This is a genomic window from Pseudomonas sp. PSE1(2024) (assembly GCF_050990555.1).
GTDB classification, from domain to species: domain Bacteria; phylum Pseudomonadota; class Gammaproteobacteria; order Pseudomonadales; family Pseudomonadaceae; genus Aquipseudomonas; species Aquipseudomonas aphyarum.
Window position 1 is genome coordinate 973781 of the sequence record NZ_CP158967.1, and the last position, 18122, is coordinate 991902.

The window sequence follows — 18122 nt, forward strand, 5'->3', positions numbered from 1 at the left end:
GGTTAGGCGTGCCCGGCGACCCTGGGGTCAGGGGCGCCGGGAGTTTCTTATCTACTTCACCTGGGTGGTGGCGAAGTTATTGGTTGTCAGAGGGCTGATGTGATAACCCTCTACGTTGTTGCGCATTGCGGTGAACATGCGGGTGTGGGCCATGCTGATCCACGGTTGGTCCTGATTGAAGATGACTTGCGCTTCTTCATACAGTTTGGCGCGTTCGGCCGGATCTACTTTAGCCCGTGCTTCGTCGAGCAGGGCCTGGAATTTCTCGTTGCACCAGCGAGCGTAGTTTTCGCCGTTCTTGGCGGCTTCGCAACTGAGCATAGGCGTCAGGAAGTTATCCGGGTCGCCGTTGTCGCCCGCCCATCCGGCCGAAACCATGTCGTGTTCGCCGGCCTTGGCGCGTTTAAGCATCTCGCCCCATTCCATGACGCGGATGTCGATCTTGATCCCGACTTTCGCCAGGTCAGCCTGCATCATCTGCGCGCCGAGCATCGGGTTCGGGTTGGTCGGGCCGCCGCCGTTGCGGGTAAACAGGGTAAACACGGTGCCTTCCGGTACGCCGGCTTCCTTGAGCAGCTTGCGGGCGGCGTCGAGGTCACGTGGCGGGTTCTTCAGGTCGTGGTTGTAGCCCAGCAGGGTCGGCGGGTACGGGTTGACCGCGACCGAGGCGTTGCCTTTGCCGAACAGGGCGTTGACGTAGGCTTCCTTGTCGAAGGCGATGTCGATCGCTTTGCGCACCCGCACGTCGCTGATGTACTTGTGCGTGGTGTTCATGGCGATGTACGAGACGGTCATTGCGTCCATTTCATCGACTTTCAGGTTGCTGTCTTTCTTGATGCTCGGGATGTCATCCGGTTTCGGATACAACGCGATCTGGCACTCATTGGCCTTGAGCTTCTGCAAACGCACGTTGTTGTCGGTGGCTATCGCCAGGATCAGCGCGTCAGCTGGCGCCTTGCCACGGAAGTAGTCCGGGTTGGCCTTGAAGCGTACCTGGGCGTCCTTGGCGTAACGCTGGAAGATGAACGGGCCGGTGCCGACCGGTTTGTTGTTCAGGTCGCCGGTCTTGTTGGCCTTGAGCAACTGGTCGGCGTATTCGGCCGGGTAGATCGAGGAGAACGCCATGGCGATGTCGGCCAGGAACGGAGCTTCGCGACGGGTCAGGGTGAACTTGACGGTATTGTCGTCGACTTTCTCGACGCTTTTCAGCAGTTCCTTGAAGCCCATGCTTTCAAAGTACGGGAAGCCCACGCTCGACAGCTTGTGCCACGGGTGATTCGGGTCCAGCTGACGCTGGAAACTCCAGACCACGTCGTCGGCATTCATGTCGCGGGTCGGCTTGAAATATTCGGTGGTGTGAAACTTGACGCCTTTGCGCAGGTGGAACGTGTAGGTCAGGCCGTCTTCGCTGATGTCCCAGGACTCGGCCAGCGCCGGAATCACTTCGGTGGTGCCGGGCTTGAAGTCCGCCAGGCGGTTGAAGATGGTTTCGGCCACCGCGTCGGCAGTGACTGCAGTCGTGTACTGGACCATATCGAAGCCTTCCGGGCTGGCTTCGGTGCAGACCACCAAGGGTTTGGCCGAGACGCCGACAGCGACACTCAGCAACGCAGCCGCGATGGCCGCACGTAGGGGAAGCATTTTCATCAAGAACCCTCTGCAATCGGTTGAAGACAAAAAGCCGAACGGCCGACTCGTCACTGAGTCAGCCGTCGGCTGGCGTTTTTACAGGATGTTGAATGGAACGGTGGTCACCAGACGGAACTCGTTGATGCTGCCGTCAGCCTGGTTCTCGCTCGCGCGGTGCGCGGTGTAGGTCGCACGAACGGTGGTGGCTTTCAGAGGACCGCTCTGTACCGCATAAGCGGCACCGATGCCGTATTCATAGTGGTGCTCGCCGTCCATCGACTGCACGCCATCGTAGCCGCCACCCTTGTAGTGAGTGCCGTCGATGCCCCAGCCGCGGGCCTGGTAGATGTTGAACTTCAGGCCTGGCACGCCGTATTCGGCCATGTTCAGACCGTAGGCCACCTGGAAGGATTTCTCGTTCGGGCCGTTGAAGTCCGACAGCAGGGAGTTGGCCAGGTAGATGCCGTTGGTTTCGTGCAGGTAGTCGAAGTACTCGTTACCGTTCACTTCCTGGTAGGAGAAGGTCAGGGTATGCGCCTGGTGAGTCAGACCGAACGACAGGGAGTAGGTGTCGTTGTCGATTTCACCCAGTTTCTTCTTACCTTCGTCCACGGTCTTGTAGTAGTTCAGACCGGTGGTCAGAGCCAGAACCGAGCTGTCACCCAGCACGTGGGTGGCGCCGAAGTAGTACTGGTTCCACAGGTCTTCGGCCTGGGTGCCCCACAGGCTGGTGGTCAGGCTGGCGAACGGCTGGTACGAGATGCCGCCGGTGTGGACGTGGTCGGCTTCGGCATCGATCGCGCCGTATTCGGAGCGGAACTTGCTCAGGCTTTCTTCGGTACGCGGCGAAACGCGGTCGAACGAGGCCAGGTCGAAGGACAGGTTGTTCAGCTCTTCGCTGTGGATCGCAACACCTTCGAAGCTCGATGGCAGCGGACGGTTGCCGATCACGTCGACCTGCGGGCTGCTGAAGTTCATGCGGCCGGCGGTCAGGGTGGTGTTGGAGATGCGCGCCTTGACGTTGGCCAGGCCGACTTTGCTCCACTGGCCCTGGGCTTCGCCGCCTTCACGGGTCAGGGTACGGTTGTTGCCCGCGCCTGGACGGGTGCCCGGTGCGCCACCGTTGTTGGACGCCAGGTTCTCGCGATCACGCTCCAGCGCGATGGCGTTGTACGCCGCCACTTCGGTGCTGAAACCGACGGTGCCTTCGGTGAAGCCCGAGTTGTACTTGACGATGGTGCCTTGCACCCAGTTGATACGGCGGTCGGTCGGGGTGGCCACGCCATCCTTGCGATAGGTGAACTTGCCGCCGCGTTTCAGTTGTTCGTTGGCGTACCAGTTACGGGTCGAGCCGCTGATCGACTGACCTTCGAGGAAGCCGGTGGCTTCAGCCTGGGCGCTCTTCTCGTTGACGGTCACCGGGGTGAACGCCTGGCTTTGGGTTTCCGCGTAAGCCGTGGCGGTGATGCTGCTGATGGCCAAGGCCAATATCGCGGTATTGCTCAGTTTCATGGGTGAAGCTCCTTTACTTTCTTTTTATGCCGGCTTTTTTGGGTTGGCCGGTTATTGGTTTAGAACTCATTCACACATCGCAAACGTTTGCAAAAGGCCTGATTGGCGAATTTCGGCAAAGCGCTTGCGTGAGGGGGTAGACGGCCCCCTCAGCATTGCGGCTAATCGGTTTTGTGTTTAATCGATGCTGACACCCGAAAACACGTTGCGACCAAACGGGCTCACTTTGAACCCTTCGACTTTGGTGCTCAGTGGCTGGTTGACCGTCGAGTGAGCGACAGGCGTGATCGGCACTTGCTGCTTGAGCAGTTGCTGGGCCTGTTTGTAGAGCACGGTGCGCTGGTCACGGTCGGTGACGACCTTGGCCTGTTTGATCAGCTTGTCGTAAGCCGGATCGCACCACATGGAGTAGTTGTTGCCGCCGATGGCGTCGCAGCTGTACAGCGTGCCGAGCCAGTTGTCCGGATCCCCGTTGTCACCGGTCCAGCCGATCAGGCTGATGTCGTGCTCGCCATTTTTGGTGCGCTTGATGTACTCGCCCCATTCGTAGCTGACGATCTTCACTTTCAGACCGATCTTGGCCCAGTCCGCCTGGAGCATCTCGGCCATCAGTTTGGCGTTCGGGTTGTACGGCCGTTGTACCGGCATCGCCCACAGGGTGATCTCGGTGCCTTCCTTGACGCCGGCAGCCTTGAGCAGCTCTTTGGCTTTTTCCGGGTTGTAGGCGGCGTCCTTGATGGTGTCGTCGTAGGACCATTGGGTTGGCGGCATGGCGTTGACGGCCAGTTGGCCGGCGCCTTGATAAACAGCGTTGAGAATCCCCTGTTTATTCACTGCCATGTCCAGCGCCTGACGCACTTCGAGCTGATCGAACGGCTTGTGGCGCACGTTGTAGGCGATGTAGCCGAGGTTGAAGCCCGGCTTCTCGATCAATTGCAGTGTCGGATCGTTCTTCAGTGCCGGCACATCGGCAGGGCGCGGGTGCAGGGTGATCTGGCATTCGCCGGCCTTGAGCTTCTGCACACGTACCGAAGCGTCGGTATTGATCGCGAAAATCAGGTTCTTCAGCTTCACCCGGCTCTGATCCCAGTAGTGCGGGTTGCCGGTGTAACGGATGTTCGAGTCTTTCTGGTAGCTCTTGAACACGAACGGACCAGTGCCGATCGGCTTCTGGTTAATGTCGCTCGGCTTGCCTTCGGCCAGCAGCTTGTCGGCGTATTCGGCAGACAGGATGGCGGCGAAGCTCATGGCGATGTTCTGGATGAACGCGGCGTCGACGCTGTTGAGCGTGAACTGCACGGTCAGCGGCCCGGTCTTTTCGACCTTGGCGATGTTCTTGTTGAGGCTCATCCCGTTGAAATACGGAAACTCGGTCGGATAAGCCTTACGGAAAGGCTGTTGCGGATCGAGCATGCGGTTAAACGTGAACAGCACGTCGTCGGCGTTGAGATCGCGCGTAGGTTTGAAGTACGGCGTTGTATGAAACTTCACACCTTCACGCAGGTGAAAGGTGTACTTGAGACCATCCTCGGAAATATCCCAGCTGGTTGCCAGGCCCGGTACGACATTGGTCGCGCCTTTTTCGAACTCGGCCAGTCGGTTGTACAGCGGCTCGGCGGCGTCGTTATCGGTCGCCGTCGTGTACTGCGCGGTATCGAAACCGGCCGGACTGCCTTCGGAGCAGAACACCAGGCTGTTGCTGGCGGCGTAACTGGCGGACGTGGCGGCCAACAGGCCGGCGCCCAGCAATGCGGAAAAAACCAAGGTATGGCGCATGACGCTCCCTCTTTTCTTAGTGTTTTTCAATGCGCCGCGATCCCGTCCAGGGAAGTTGTGGCGACATTGAGCTCAAACCAATACGGCAGCAAAACCGATAGCCCACGCAGTCACTGGTCAGAACCCGACGGTAGGGGCCGTGGGTCTGGCAGTAAATGCGCTGAGTCCTAAAGACTCGTAGGAAAAGGCAACACGTCCTAAACCAACCTGGTAAGACCGGTTGGAAAAGGCTGTAGGCAAATTCCTGACTTCTCGGCAAAAAAAACAGCGGCGACGCTGAAAACGTCGCCGCTGCTTCTTTATTTGCTGACGCTGACGCCGTAGAAGGAGTTCAAGCCGAATGGGCTGATCTTGAAGTCCTGCACGTTGGCGCGCATGGGTTGATACACCGTCGAGTGAGCGATAGGTGTCATAGGGACTGCATCTTTGAGGACGTGTTGCGCCTCTTTGTAGAGTTCGGTGCGCTTGGCCTGGTCAGTGGTGCGCTTGGCTTCTTTCACGAGGCCGTCGAATTTCTTGTCGCACCATTTGGAGAAGTTGTTGCCACTCAGGGAGTCGCAACCAAACAACACGTTGAGCCAGTTGTCCGGATCACCATTGTCACCGCTCCAGCCAATCAGCATGCCCTGGTTCTCGCCACCTTTGGAGCGCTTGATGTACTCGCCCCATTCGTAGCTTTGAATCTTCACTTTCAGGCCGATCTTCGCCCAGTCGGACTGAAGCATTTCAGCCATCAGTTTGGCGTTCGGGTTGTACGGACGTTGAACCGGCATCGCCCACAGGACGATCTCGGTACCTTCCTTGACGCCGGCTTCCTTGAGCAGCTGCTTGGCTTTCTCAGGATCGTACTTGGCGTCCTTGATGGTGGTGTCGTAGGACCACTGGGTCGGCGGCATGGCGTTGACAGCCAGTTGGCCTGCGCCCTGGTAAACCGAGTCGATGATCTGTGGTTTGTTCACAGCCATGTCCAGCGCCTGGCGAACGCGCAGGTCGGCCAACGGGTTAGGCTCGTTGCTGCCCTTGACCTTGTCCATCACGTTGTAGGCGATGTAGCCCAGGTTGAAACCAGCCTGGTCAGGCATCTTCAGCGTAGGATCGGCTTTCAGTGCCGCGAGGTCGGCCGGACGAGGGAACAGGGTGACCTGGCACTCGTTCTTTTTCAGCTTCTGGATACGTACCGACGGGTCGGTGGTGATGGCGAAGATCAGGTTGTCGATCTTCACGTCTTCAGGCTTCCAGTAGTCCTTGTTCCCGGTGTAGCGGATGTTGGAGTCTTTCTGGTAGCTCTTGAACACGAACGGACCAGTGCCGATCGGCTTCTGGTTGATGTCGGCAGCCTTGCCTTGCTTCAGCAGCTGGGCTGCGTACTCGGCGGACTGTACCGAAGCGAAGCTCATGGCCATGTTCTGGATGAACGCGGCGTCGACTTCTTTCAGGGTGAACTTGACGGTGTGGTCGTCGACTTTATCGATCTTGGTGATGTTGGTATCCATCCCCATGTCGGTGAAGTACGGGAATTCGGTCGGGTACGCCTTACGGAACGGGTCATCCTTGTTAATCATGCGATTAAAGGTGAACAGCACGTCGTCGGCGTTGAACTCACGAGTCGGCTTGAAATACGGGGTGGTGTGGAACTTGACGCCTTCACGCAGGTGGAAGGTGTAAGTCAGGCCGTCATCCGAGATGTCCCACTTGGTCGCCAGACCAGGAATCACGGCGGTACCGCCACGCTCGAACTGGGTCAGACGGTTGAACATGGTTTCGGCTGAGGCGTCGAAGTCGGTTCCGGTGGTGTATTGGCCTGGATCGAAACCGGCCGGGCTGCCTTCGGAGCAGAACACCAGGTTAGTCGCAGCGGTGGCGAAAGGTGCGGAGGCTAACAAGCCTGCGCCGACTAAAAACGGAATGACCGCGTGTTTAAGCATGTTGGCCTCATGATTTGTTGTCATTTTTTAGTTGTGAGGTACGACCTCGTGAGTCGTGCCTGCGGATACTTATGCAGGGCCCATACCCAATGCAAGATCCAGAGCGCTCGGCGGCGTCAAAGCGTGGCACGAACGTACCTTAATGTCGCATCCGTATAACTTCTGACGCATTTGACCGTTTGCGGACGGTTTTTACGGTGCAAACGAAGCCCCAAAACGGTGCACTGGTCACGTTGTGCGCGCCGGATTGGGGCCGGGTGTTACTTATTTATACCCACGCCATAGAAGGGGGTTAGACCGAATGGGCTGATCTTGAATTCAGTGACTTCCTTGCGCAGCGGCTGGAACACCGTGGAGTTGGCGATCGGCGTGATCGGCACTTGCTGTTTAAGGATCAGTTGCGCCTGTTGATACAGTTTTACCCGTTGCGATTTATCGGTGGATACCTTGGCCTGCTGAACCAGCTTGTCGTAAACCGGATCGCACCATTTGGCGTAGTTGCTGCCGTTCACCGCCGCGCAGCTGTAAAGCACGCCCAACCAGTTGTCCGGGTCGCCGTTGTCACCGGTCCAGCCGTAGATCATCGCGTCGTGTTCGCCGTTCTTGGCGCGCTTGATGTACTCGCCCCATTCATAGCTGACGATGTTGGCCTTGATACCGATCTTCTCCCAATCCTGCTGGATCATCTGTGCCGACATCCGCGCATTCGGGTTCGAAGCGCGCTGCACGGTCATGGCCCAGAGGTTGATGGTTGTACCGGGTGCAACCCCGGCTTCCTTGAGTAGCGCCTTGGCTTTGACAGGGTCGTGCGGCGCGTCTTTTATGTTCGGATCGAACGACCATTGCGCTGGCGGCAAGGCGTTTTGCGCCAGCTGCCCGGCACTCTGGTAAACCGCCTTGATGATCGCCGGTTTGTCGATGGCCATGTCGAGTGCCTGGCGCACTTTGAGCTGGTCCAGCGGCGGGTGGGTGGTGTTGTAGGCGAGGAAGCCGAGGTTGAAACCGGCCTGCTTCAACACTCGCAGATTCGGGTCTTTTTCCATCACTTCGATGTCGGCCGGGCGCGGGTAGCCGCTGACCTGGCATTCGCCGGTCTTGAGCTTTTGCAGGCGTACGGCGGCGTCCGGAGTGATCGAGAACACCAGGTTGTCGAGCTTCACGTCCTCGGGTTTCCAGTAATCCCTGTTTGCCGCGTAGCGGATCTGCGCGTCTTTCTGGTAGCGCTTGAACACGAACGGGCCGGTGCCGACCGGTTTCCGGTTGAGGTCGGCGGCGTGACCTTCTTTCAACAGTTGGGCGGCGTATTCGGCCGATTGCACCGAGGCGAAGCTCATGGCGAGGTTTTGCACGAAGGCGGCGTCGACGTTGTTCAGGTTGAAACGCACGGTGTTTTCGTCGAGCTTTTCCACGGATTTGATCGTGGTGTTGAGGCCCATGTCGGTGAAGTACGGGGATTCGGCGGGGTAGGCCTTGCGGAAGGCGTTCTCCGGGTCGAGCAGGCGCTGGAAGGTGAACAGGACGTCGTCGGCGTTGAAGGTTCGGGTTGGGGTGAAGTAGTCGGTGGTGTGGAATTTTACGTTTTGGCGCAGGTGGAAGGTGTACTGGAGGCCGTCCGGGGTTACGTCCCAATTCGTCGCCAGGCCGGGTTCGATTTCGGTGCCGCCGCGTTTGAATTGGGTTAGGCGGTTGAAGACGGTTTCGGCGGAGGCGTCGAAGTCGGTGCCGCTGGTGTATTGGCTGGGGTCGAAGCCTGCGGGGCTGGCTTCGGAGCAGTAGACCAGGGTTGTTGCTGCGTTTGCGATTGGGGTTATGGCGGTCAGGGCCAGGGTGATCAGGAGTGGTTTTAGGGTGGATCTATGCATGTGTGGCCCGTGGGTTTTTAGGTGGTTGTTGTTTGAGGTTAGCGGGGATTTGGGGGGGGGCGGAAATATCGTTTTTTGAGGGGATGCGTCTATCTCGGTATATCTGGGGTGGTTGGGGGCATATCCGTTGCTGCGGTAACGGCTTCTTAGGGTTCCGCCCTTACGGCGGGTCACTTTGGCAAACGCCCCAAAGTAACCAAAGGTCTTGGGCCCCGGCGTTCGGCCCCTCGCTGGGGCTCGGGGTTCCTTCGTTCCGGTATTCATCCGGGGGCATCGCCTACGGTTTGCTTCGCTGCACCTCCTCTCGATGCATGCGGCTTCGCCGCACGGTCGCTGCGCTCCCACCCCCGGATGAATCCCTCCACTCAGCCTGCCGAAGGGGCCAAAAGATCAAGAGCTTTACTCGAGCTAACGCTCATCGTGTTGAGTGGTGGGAAGCGAGAAGCGAGAAGCGAGAAGCGAGAAGCGGAAAGCGGAAAGCGGAAAGCGGAAGGCAACTGCGGACTGCTTGATCGTTCCCACGCTCCGCGTGGGAATGCAGCCCGGGACGCTCCGCGTTCCATTTTCGAATGTTTAAAGATGTGTGGGATTCACCGAACCTTCCCACAAGGTTTTCAGGTTGTCCGTCGGAAGCACGATCCCTAGTCTTTGGTTGTCGCAGAAGACTCTGCGATCGGGAGGTGAGATTCCCGGTTACTGAATTTGGAAACCAGAGCAAGCCGCCCCATAATCGCCGCCAGTTCATGCTGTCGGCAGTTCTTTATGGCGGCTATGTACGGGCGGACTTCGGTCCGGCCGGGTTGGTTTCCTTACCGGTAATCTCACTCCGTACATAGTTGCCACCTCATTTCTCGAGTGAGATCGGAAATGAGTGGCGCAAATTCATAAGGAAATGCTCCATGAACAAGCCCGTACCCGACCCACCCCTCGAAACACCCACCCCACTCGAAGAAGCCATGCGCGCCGAAGACCTCGCCCGCAACCGCGAAGCCATCAAACGCGCCCTCGATTTCTATCTTTGCCCCAACCCTTCCAAACCGCGCCCGAGCACGATGTACATGGTCACGCCCAACGTCGACACCGAAAGCCTGCTGGCCAATGCCTGCGAATCCCTGGCGTCGGCCAGTACCATCGCGAGCAATTTCGCCAATGAGCTTTCGGGCCCGCAGCGCAGTACGGCGCTCGGCATCCAGCAGATCATCATGCTGGCCGAGCTCGCAGTGAACCGCGCGCTGGATCGAGTTGACCCGCAAACCTGACGACCGCGTTATCGTTCATCGTGGGCAAGCCCGCTCCCACAGGCTCCTGCGCCCTTTCAGTAAATTTGGAGTTCCTGTGGGAGCTGGCTTGCCAGCGATGGCGGTGGATGATTCACCACAAATTCCGGGCATAAAAAAACCGGCGATCATTTTCTGATCGCCGGTTTTTCATTCAGCCGTCATTCAATCACTGCATCAACACTTCAATCGAGCCATCAGCGGTCAGGCTGACCTGGCTGGTGCCGGCTTCGACTTCAGGCGTCACGGGTGCGGAATCCATGCCAGCCGCTTTCATCATCATCGGGGCGCGCATGTACGGTTGTGGGAAGCCGTTGCTGTTGAGGTTCAGGTTGACGATTTTGTAGCCCTTGCCGCCCAGAGCGTCGGTGGCCAGTTGTGCGCGGGCCTTGAAGGCGGTGACGGCTTCTTTCAGCAGTTTGTCTTCGCTGGCCTTGCGGGTCGGGTCGGCGATGGCGAAGTCCATGCCGCCCATTTTCAGGTCGGTCAGCAGTTCGCCGGTGAGTTTGGACAGGGCGGCGAAGTCGGCGCTTTCCAGGCGCAGTTCGGCGCGTTCGCGCCAGCCGGTGATTTTCTGGCCCTTGGTGTCGTAGATCGGGTAGCTGTTGCGGCTGCCCTGGCGCAGGGTGATGTCTTTGACCTGCTTGGCCTGGGCCAGGGCCTTGTTCATGGTGGTGCTGACGTCGGCGGCGAGTTTGGCAGGGTCAGTGTTTTGTTCTTCGGTGTAGAGGGTCACGATCATCAGGTCGCGGGCCACTTCCTGGCTGACTTCGGCGCGCAGGGAAATCTGGTTGTAGTGCAGCTCATCGGCGGCCAGGGCCGGAAGGCTGGCGACGCTGCCGACGGTCAGGGCGAGAAGGGCGGCGCTGCGGCGAAATGTGTGCATGAAAGCTCCTTGATGAGGGCGCAGGTGATGGTTCGGGGGCCTGCGTGAAACCATCAGACTCTAGCTTTTATGATCCGGTTCGCCCAGTTACAACTTCTATACAGATGGCTGGTGGCTGCTGCGCAGCCAATCGCGAGCAAGCTCGCTTGTATGTTTAGACTTGAAGGGGTGGGCGGGACTAAAAGCTCGATTCCGACTCTAGCCAGTACGGACCGTGGGAGACTTCTCGTCCCGCCCTTTCTACCTAAAGCGCCGATAAGGAATTCATCGGTAAAACCGACGATAGAGGCAAGCCAGCGCTACGGTAGACCCCGACAAGCTCTTAAACCCTATCTCCGAGGATTCGTCATGACAATCCTTACCTCGCCAACGGTGATTGGTGTCGATGTGGCCAAGGCCGAAATCGTCGTTTACCGCGAAGATCTGAAAATTATCCAGGTCATCAACAACGACCGCACGTCTGTAGGTCGTTGGCTGAAGACCCTGCCCGCACAAAGCTCGATCGCCCTGGAAGCCACTAATCTCTACCACCTGGACACGGCCGAACTGGCCCATGGTATGGGGCATCGGGTTTACGTCGTGGACCCTTACCGGGTGAGCCATTACCGCGAAAGCATCGGTCAGCGTGCAAAAACCGACCCTTGTGATGCACGTCTTCTGGCGCGTTATCTAACCAGTGAACAGCACCGGCTGCGGGTCTGGAGCCCACCACCACGGCACTACACGGTGTTGAAAAGTCTGCTTAACAAGCGTGCGCAGCTGATGAAGGCCCGAGTCAGTATCATGCTGAGCTGGTCAAACGAACCTCTCCTTGAAGATCTTTTGGCCCATGGGTTGGAGCATTTCAAACAGCTTGATCAGGCCATTCAGGAATTACTTCGCAAAGTCAGCCAAGAGGCCGGCATTAGCGAAAACATCAGACGCTGCAAAGCTATTGAAGGGATTGGCGAACTCACGGCAACGGGCTTGGCAACTACGTATATGCGAGGTGAGTTCGCCAGCGCCGATGCGTTCATCGCCTTTCTGGGAATGGACTTGAAGGCAAAGGACTCAGGCAAGAAACACAGTCCTCGCCACTTGAGCAAAAAAGGTGACGGGGAATTACGGCGTCTTGCACACAATGCAGCTATGGCAGCTTGCCGGTCCCCTGTTTGGAAACCGTTCTATGAATCCTATCTGGCAAGAGGTCTAGCCAGAACTCAGGCTTTGGTCATCCTCGCCCGTAAGCTTTGCCGGGTGGCATTCGCCCTCATGAAAAATCAGAGCGAATACCAACCGAATCTAAGATTGCAGGGTTCCCCTGCAACATAGAATCTCCCACATTTGGGACGCGTTCCCCTGTGGGAGCGAGCTTGCTCGCGAAGACGCCCTTATAGCCGCAGAAAATCTTTGCGCCATGTGGTCGTTTGCCGCACTTTCGCCTCTCAAGCCCGCGCCTTGGTTATACTCCGTGCGATCCGCCTGGAGCGCTCATCAGGAGAGCTCATGCTCGCCCCCGTACAACTGACTTCCGCCACTCGCCAGAACCTCTGGCGGCTGACTTTCATCCGCACCCTGGTGCTCGCCGCGCAGGCCGGTTCCGTGGGCCTGGCCTACTGGCTGGATCTGTTGCCGTTGCCGTGGGTGCAACTGGTGATGACCCTCGGCTGTTCGATTCTGCTGTGTGTTTTCACCGCTGTGCGTCTGCGTACTTCGTGGCCGGTCACCGAGCTCGAATACGCGTTGCAACTGGCCTGCGATCTGGTTATCCACAGTGCCTTGCTGTATTTCTCCGGTGGTTCGACCAACCCGTTCGTTTCGTATTATCTGGTGCCGCTGACCATCGCTGCGGTGACGCTGCCATGGCGTTATTCGGTGGTGCTGTCGGGCATTGCGCTGGCCTTGTACACGCTGATGCTGACGCATTTCTATCCGCTGGAAACCCTGCCGGTCGCCCGGGAGAACCTGCAGATCTACGGCATGTGGCTGAGCTTCGCCCTGGCGGCAGCGGTGATTACCTTCTTCGCCGCGCGTATGGCTGAAGAGCTGCGCCGGCAGGAAGAGTTGCGCGCGATCCGTCGTGAGGAGGGCCTGCGCGATCAGCAATTGTTGGCCGTCGCGACTCAGGCTGCGGGCGCCGCACATGAATTGGGTACGCCGCTGGCGACCATGAGCGTGTTGCTCAACGAAATGCAGCAGGATCATCACGACCCGATGCTTCAGGAAGACCTGAAGGTGCTGAAGGATCAGGTGAAGCTCTGCAAGGAGACCCTGCAACAACTGGTGCGCGCCGCTGAAGCCAATCGCCGGATGGCGGTGGAGATGCAGGACGTCACCGAGTGGCTCGACGAGGCGCTCAACCGCTGGCACCTGATGCGCCCGGAGGCCAGTTATCGCTTCCAGCGTCTGGGCCAGGGCCCGTTGCCGCGTGTGGCGCCGCCGCCGGATCTGACCCAGGCCTTGTTGAATCTGTTGAACAACGCCGCCGACGCCTGCCCGGAAAACCTTCAGGTGACCCTGGACTGGACCGCCGAAGACCTGACCATCAGCATCCGCGATCATGGCGCCGGTGTGCCGCTGGCCATCGCCGAGCAGATCGGCAAACCGTTTTTTACCACCAAGGGCAAAGGTTTCGGCCTGGGCCTGTTTTTGAGCAAGGCCAGCGTGACACGCGCCGGCGGCTCAGTGAAACTCTATAGTCATGAGGAAGGCGGCACGCTCACCGAGCTGCGCCTGCCCCACGGCGCCCGAGGAGAGCAACATGAGTGACGAAATCCAAGTCGAAGGCGAAGAACTGCCGCATTTGCTGCTGGTCGATGACGACGCGACCTTCACCCGGGTGATGGCCCGTGCCATGGCCCGCCGTGGTTTCCGCGTCAGCACCGCCGGTTCCGCCGAAGAAGGCCTGACCATCGCCCAGGCCGATCTGCCGGACTACGCCGCGCTGGACCTGAAAATGGACGGCGACTCCGGTCTGGTCCTGCTGCCGAAGCTGCTGGAGCTGGACCCGGAAATGCGCGTGGTGATCCTCACCGGTTACTCGAGCATTGCCACTGCGGTCGAAGCGATCAAGCGCGGCGCCTGCAATTATCTGTGTAAACCGGCCGACGCCGACGATGTGCTGGCAGCGCTGCTGTCCGAGCACGCCGACCTCGACAGCCTGGTGCCGGAAAACCCGATGTCGGTTGACCGTCTGCAATGGGAGCACATCCAGCGTGTGCTGACCGAGCACGAAGGCAACATCTCCGCCACGGCCCGCGCCCTGGGCATGCACCGTCGCACCCTGCAGCGCAAACTGCAGAAGCGCCCGGTTCGTCGCTGAACCTGCGCTGAACGACCATCGCCAGCCCTCGCGATAAAGCGCACCGATCATCTATGATCGGTGCGTGTCTGTTCTTTTCTTTATCGAGCCTTTTCCATGAATCAGAACGCTGAATATTCCGCGGTCAACGATACTGTGCGCGGGCAGTTTTTTCGCAAGGTGTGGGCCATGACCACGCCTTACTGGCGCAGCGAAGAGAAGGGCAAGGCCTGGACGTTGCTGATCGCCGTGATCGCGCTGACGTTGTTCAGCGTGGCGATCTCGGTGTGGATCAACAGTTGGTACAAGGATTTCTATAACGCCCTGCAAAAGAAGGACGAGGCGGCGTTCTGGCAGTTGATCCTGTATTTCTGCGGCATTGCGGCGGTGGCGATCCTCGGCGCGGTGTATCGCCTGTACCTGACGCAGATGCTGACCATCCGCTGGCGGGCATGGCTCACCGAGAACCATTTCAAGCGCTGGCTCGGGCACAAAAACTATTATCAGCTGGAGCAGGGCGGCTACACCGACAACCCTGACCAGCGGATTTCCGAAGACCTCAACACCTTCACCAGCAACACTTTGAGCCTCGCGTTGGGCCTGATCCGCACGGTGGTCAGCCTGGTATCGTTCTCGATCATTTTGTGGGGCGTGTCCGGCAGCATCGAGGTGTTCGGCATCGAGATTCCCGGCTACATGTTCTGGTGTGCGCTGCTGTATGCGGCGGTCGGCAGCTGGCTGACGCACCTGATCGGTCGACGCCTGATCGGCCTGAACAACCAACAACAACGTTTCGAAGCGGACCTGCGTTTCTCCATGGTGCGAGTACGTGAGAACGCCGAGAGCATTGCGTTGTACAACGGCGAACCGAACGAAAACCGTCGCCTGAGCAATCGCTTCGGTCTGGTCTGGCACAACTTCTGGGACATCATGCGGGTGTCCAAGCGCCTGACGTTCTTCACCTCGGGTTACGGCCAGATCGCAATCATCTTCCCGTTCATCGTCGCGGCCCCGCGTTATCTGACCGGCAAGATCGAACTGGGTGAGCTGATGCAGATCAACTCGGCATTCGGCAACGTGCAGGAGAACTTCAGCTGGTTCATCAACGCCTATTCGGATCTCGCCGCGTGGCGCGCCACGTGTGATCGTCTGCTGAGTTTCCGCCAGGCCATGACCGACAACGAAGAACGTGCACCGGCCATCGACGTGCAGAATCAGGGCGATGAGTTGAAGGTTCATAACCTGGGCCTAGATCTAGCCGACGGTCGTCATCTGCTGACCAGCGCCGACATGACCGTGGAGCAGGGCGACCGCGTGATGCTCAGTGGCCGCTCCGGCAGCGGTAAATCCACGCTGCTGCGGGCGATGGGCCATTTGTGGCCAGCCGGGCACGGCAGTATTCGCTTGCCGGCCTCGCGTTATCTGTTCCTGCCACAAAAACCGTATCTGCCGATCGGCACCCTGCGCGACGCCTTGAGTTATCCACAACCGGGCGACACCTACGCGCCTGAGCGTTATGCACAAGTGCTGGAAACCTGCCGTCTGCCGCATCTGGTGGCTCGACTGGACGAGGCCAACCACTGGCAGCGCATGCTCTCGCCGGGAGAACAGCAACGTCTGGCCTTCGCCCGCGCGCTGCTCTATGCACCGCAATGGCTGTACATGGACGAAGCGACATCGGCGATGGATGAAGAAGACGAAGCCACGCTGTATCAGGCGCTGATCGACCAGTTGCCGGGCCTGAGCATCGTCAGCGTCGGCCATCGCAGCAGCCTCAAGCGCTTCCATCCACGGCATGTGCGGATCGATGGCGGGCATCTGGTGGAACAGACCGTGACGGCCTGATCACACACCCTTTGTGGGAGCGAGCTTGCTCGCGAAGGCGTCATCTCAGACGACAAATCTGTTGCCTGAAAAACCGCTTCGCGAGCAAGCTCGCTCCCACAGAGATGGTGTGACAAGTGATCGTACAACCCGCTTGCGCTATGATGCCCTTCAAGCCGATATTTCGAGACAAACGCAGACCATGGAAAACCCGATCGACACCCCGCGCCTCCCTCGCAAGCGCCGCAGCCTGGCTCAGGAACTGGTGACGGTGCTGACCGAGCAGATCCGCGATGGTCTGCTCAAGCGTGGCGACAAATTGCCCACCGAGTCGGCAATCATGGAAGCTCATGGCGTCAGCCGCACCGTGGTGCGCGAGGCGATCTCCCGGCTACAGGCCGCAGGTCAGGTTGAAACCCGCCACGGCATCGGCACTTTCGTGCTCGATACACCGAGCCCGAGTGGCTTCCGGATCGACCCCGCCACCGTGGTCACCCTGCGTGACGTGCTGGCGATTCTCGAACTCCGCATCAGCCTCGAAACCGAATCCGCCGGCCTCGCCGCGCAGCGTCGCAGTGCCGAACAACTGGCCGCCATGCGTGCTGCCCTCGATGCGCTGAACGAAAGCGTGGCCCACGCCAGTGATGCGGTGGCGTCGGACTTCCAGTTCCACCTGCAAATCGCGCTGTCCACCGGCAACCGCTACTTCACCGACATCATGACCCACCTGGGCACCAGCATCATTCCGCGCACGCGCCTGAACTCGGCGCGTCTGGCCCATGACGATCAGCAGCACTACATGAATCGCCTGAGCCGCGAGCACGAGGAAATCTACGAGGCCATCGCCCGCCAGGATTCCGATGCCGCCCGCGCGGCCATGCGCCTGCACCTGACCAATAGCCGCGAACGGCTGCGTCAGGCGCATGAAGAGGCGCAGGCGCAGGGTTGAACTCTGGAAGGGCGGGAAAACGTCATGCGGTGTCGACGATAGATAACGGTAATGCCTTTGATGGTTGCGGGGGGCCGTCTATCGTTACGAGGTAGCTGATTACTACGGACCCACTTTTGAATTGATAGCCGAAAAGGCTTCTTGAATTCAGAGAGACCTGTTCCTTTCCGGCTGTCGAGGTCGTAAATCTGGTGCCCCATGGAATAGGGGGGCTAAAGCGGTCGGGCTTGACTTCAATTGTTATGTCGATCTGTTGGTTTGCTGCTTTCCCCTCATAAAAGAAATCGAGCAGAAAAACGCCATTCAGTTTTTGGGTGTCCAGCACTCCATTTGGCGCCTGAGGTGCTTCCGCTGGGGCAAGTAGATTTAAAGGTGATACTTGCAGTGTCTGCATGACAAACTCTCCTTGAGTCGGGGTGAGTGCAATCTTATTGCACCCCGCCAGTTGAGCTTCTTTGTGTGCCGGTGCGCCACTGTCAGAAATGACAGTGGCGACAAACGGTCGTCATTGATCCCGTCATGCGTGACGATCAAGCTTCGATGTACAGTTTCAACGGTTCGGAACACGGCTCCAGACTGGACTCATCGGCGAACTTGTAGCGCAGCTCAACGGTACTGTTCAGGTACTTTTCCAGTTCGAATCTGGGGATGCTCAGTTCAATTCCCGTCATGCCGACCATGTCATCCAGTGCGTCATCCCAGGCGCCGGTCGGCTCCGACAAACCCTGCCATTCAGGCTCTTCCGGATCATCGCCGAGGATCGGGTACACATCCCAGTTCGGCGGTGTGTTCTGGCCATCGGGTACCTGAACGGTCAGGTCGTCATCCAGAGTCGATAACCGCAGGATGATCGAGTCGCTGGCGTGGTCGGGGAATTGCGGAAGGTGTGCAGCGGCAAACGTCATGCTTCGTTCTCCTTGAAAGATCTGCCGCGATCCTTCGCGGCAGTCGTCGCACTTTACCCGGCGAATCGGTGAGGCGCGCCGGGGCAATCTTGTCCGGGCATTTCAGCTGCGGGGCAGAATCGATCGATCCACCCTGATCGCCAGTTTGCCCGGGCCGGGCCTGACGTCGAACGTTGCCTGGCCCTGAGCATCCACCGACGCCCGGGCGATGGCCACGCCGTCACGCAGCAGTTGCAGCGGCGCACCTTTCAACGATTGGCCCGAGGCCAGTTCCAGTTTCAATTTGATAGTCATCGA

15 protein-coding genes are annotated in these 18122 nt (G+C 58.9%); 6 read left to right on the top strand and 9 right to left on the bottom strand.

Features of this window, described 5'->3' with window-relative positions; translation table 11 throughout:
* Nucleotides 1-51 precede the first annotated feature (51 nt).
* From ABTV87_RS04185 to ABTV87_RS04205, 5 genes are all read right to left on the bottom strand, one after another.
* Entirely contained in the window at nucleotides 52-1647 is a 1596-nt protein-coding gene (locus tag ABTV87_RS04185; protein WP_007953664.1) for an ABC transporter substrate-binding protein, read from the bottom strand.
* A 78-nt stretch (nucleotides 1648-1725) separates the two neighbouring features.
* Entirely contained in the window at nucleotides 1726-3141 is a 1416-nt protein-coding gene (locus ABTV87_RS04190) for an OprD family porin (protein ID WP_007953663.1), read from the bottom strand.
* 177 nt (nucleotides 3142-3318) lie between these two features.
* Nucleotides 3319-4917, bottom strand: a complete 1599-nt coding sequence (locus ABTV87_RS04195; protein WP_085608058.1) for an ABC transporter substrate-binding protein — start codon at nucleotides 4915-4917, stop codon at nucleotides 3319-3321.
* A gap of 299 nt (nucleotides 4918-5216) precedes the next feature.
* The gene (locus ABTV87_RS04200; protein WP_085608059.1) at nucleotides 5217-6842 is read right to left on the bottom strand and encodes an ABC transporter substrate-binding protein; all 1626 of its coding nucleotides are present in this window, start codon (nucleotides 6840-6842) and stop codon (nucleotides 5217-5219) included.
* Nucleotides 6843-7102: 260 nt separating this feature from the next.
* Entirely contained in the window at nucleotides 7103-8704 is a 1602-nt protein-coding gene (locus ABTV87_RS04205; RefSeq protein ID WP_433899037.1) for an ABC transporter substrate-binding protein, read from the bottom strand.
* A gap of 899 nt (nucleotides 8705-9603) precedes the next feature.
* On the opposite strand from ABTV87_RS04205, the gene ABTV87_RS04210 reads away from it, so the two are divergent.
* Nucleotides 9604-9963 (top strand): DUF6124 family protein, encoded by a 360-nt coding sequence (locus ABTV87_RS04210; protein WP_375745432.1) that lies wholly within the window; start codon nucleotides 9604-9606, stop codon nucleotides 9961-9963.
* A 187-nt stretch (nucleotides 9964-10150) separates the two neighbouring features.
* Here the strand turns inward: ABTV87_RS04210 and ABTV87_RS04215 are convergent, their stop codons facing one another.
* The gene (locus ABTV87_RS04215; RefSeq protein WP_085729587.1) at nucleotides 10151-10867 is read right to left on the bottom strand and encodes an SIMPL domain-containing protein; all 717 of its coding nucleotides are present in this window, start codon (nucleotides 10865-10867) and stop codon (nucleotides 10151-10153) included.
* Nucleotides 10868-11215: 348 nt separating this feature from the next.
* On the opposite strand from ABTV87_RS04215, the gene ABTV87_RS04220 reads away from it, so the two are divergent.
* The 5 genes from ABTV87_RS04220 (at nucleotide 11216) to ABTV87_RS04240 (ending at nucleotide 16920) form a co-directional block, all read left to right on the top strand.
* Nucleotides 11216-12178 carry an IS110 family transposase gene (locus tag ABTV87_RS04220; protein WP_221535734.1) on the top strand — a complete coding sequence of 321 codons (963 nt, stop codon included), beginning with the start codon at nucleotides 11216-11218 and terminating at the stop codon, nucleotides 12176-12178.
* A 174-nt stretch (nucleotides 12179-12352) separates the two neighbouring features.
* Nucleotides 12353-13615: an ATP-binding protein gene (locus tag ABTV87_RS04225; RefSeq protein ID WP_011332442.1), complete on the top strand. Its 1263-nt coding sequence runs from the start codon at nucleotides 12353-12355 to the stop codon at nucleotides 13613-13615.
* Nucleotides 13608-14168 carry a response regulator transcription factor gene (locus tag ABTV87_RS04230; protein WP_003221630.1) on the top strand — a complete coding sequence of 187 codons (561 nt, stop codon included), beginning with the start codon at nucleotides 13608-13610 and terminating at the stop codon, nucleotides 14166-14168. Before ABTV87_RS04225 ends, ABTV87_RS04230 begins: the two co-directional genes overlap by 8 nt.
* A gap of 96 nt (nucleotides 14169-14264) precedes the next feature.
* Nucleotides 14265-15992, top strand: a complete 1728-nt coding sequence (locus ABTV87_RS04235) for an ABC transporter ATP-binding protein/permease (protein ID WP_007953641.1) — start codon at nucleotides 14265-14267, stop codon at nucleotides 15990-15992.
* A 181-nt stretch (nucleotides 15993-16173) separates the two neighbouring features.
* Complete coding sequence (locus tag ABTV87_RS04240) at nucleotides 16174-16920, top strand: FadR/GntR family transcriptional regulator (RefSeq protein ID WP_085608064.1); 747 nt, start codon at nucleotides 16174-16176, stop codon at nucleotides 16918-16920.
* A 22-nt stretch (nucleotides 16921-16942) separates the two neighbouring features.
* Here the strand turns inward: ABTV87_RS04240 and ABTV87_RS04245 are convergent, their stop codons facing one another.
* The 3 genes from ABTV87_RS04245 to ABTV87_RS04255 form a co-directional block, all read right to left on the bottom strand.
* Entirely contained in the window at nucleotides 16943-17314 is a 372-nt protein-coding gene (locus ABTV87_RS04245) for a hypothetical protein (RefSeq protein WP_433899038.1), read from the bottom strand.
* A gap of 136 nt (nucleotides 17315-17450) precedes the next feature.
* Nucleotides 17451-17825, bottom strand: coding sequence for a hypothetical protein (locus ABTV87_RS04250; protein ID WP_085608066.1), 375 nt, complete (start codon nucleotides 17823-17825; stop codon nucleotides 17451-17453).
* 102 nt (nucleotides 17826-17927) lie between these two features.
* A complete protein-coding gene (locus tag ABTV87_RS04255; RefSeq protein ID WP_085608067.1) occupies nucleotides 17928-18119 on the bottom strand; it encodes a hypothetical protein in 192 nt (63 codons plus the stop codon).
* Between the last annotated feature and the right edge of the window lie 3 nt (nucleotides 18120-18122).